Origin of the sequence: Undibacterium sp. JH2W, assembly GCF_049340425.1 — a bacterium.
Lineage (GTDB): Bacteria > Pseudomonadota > Gammaproteobacteria > Burkholderiales > Burkholderiaceae_D > Undibacterium.
Genome location: NZ_JBMPOT010000101.1, coordinates 1 through 259, shown reverse-complemented (window position 1 = coordinate 259; position 259 = coordinate 1). Strand labels below are relative to the sequence as shown.

The following is a 259-nucleotide window of genomic DNA, read 5'->3' as shown; positions in this document are numbered from 1 at the left end:
ATAGCTAATCGGTACCACCCCTTCCCATCCCGAACAGGACCGTGAAACGATTACGCGCCAATGATAGTGCTGCAACCAGTGTGAAAGTAGGTTATCGTCAGGCTTTTATTCCGCATACCCCCACTCATGAACTTGAGTGGGGGTTTTGCTTTTGCGCAAACGGAAAATACAAACTAAAAACAAGATCAAAATCAACGTCAAGACCTCTCAACACAGAGGCACAGAGTCGCACTGACAAAAATAAGAAAAACAAAAGAGC

The 259-nt window shown here is 44.8% G+C and carries 1 rRNA gene; it reads left to right on the top strand.

The window, feature by feature from the left end:
• Positions 1-103 (top strand): 5S ribosomal RNA (gene rrf / locus ACO0LC_RS29300); the annotation flags it as partial.
• Positions 104-259 lie beyond the last annotated feature (156 nt).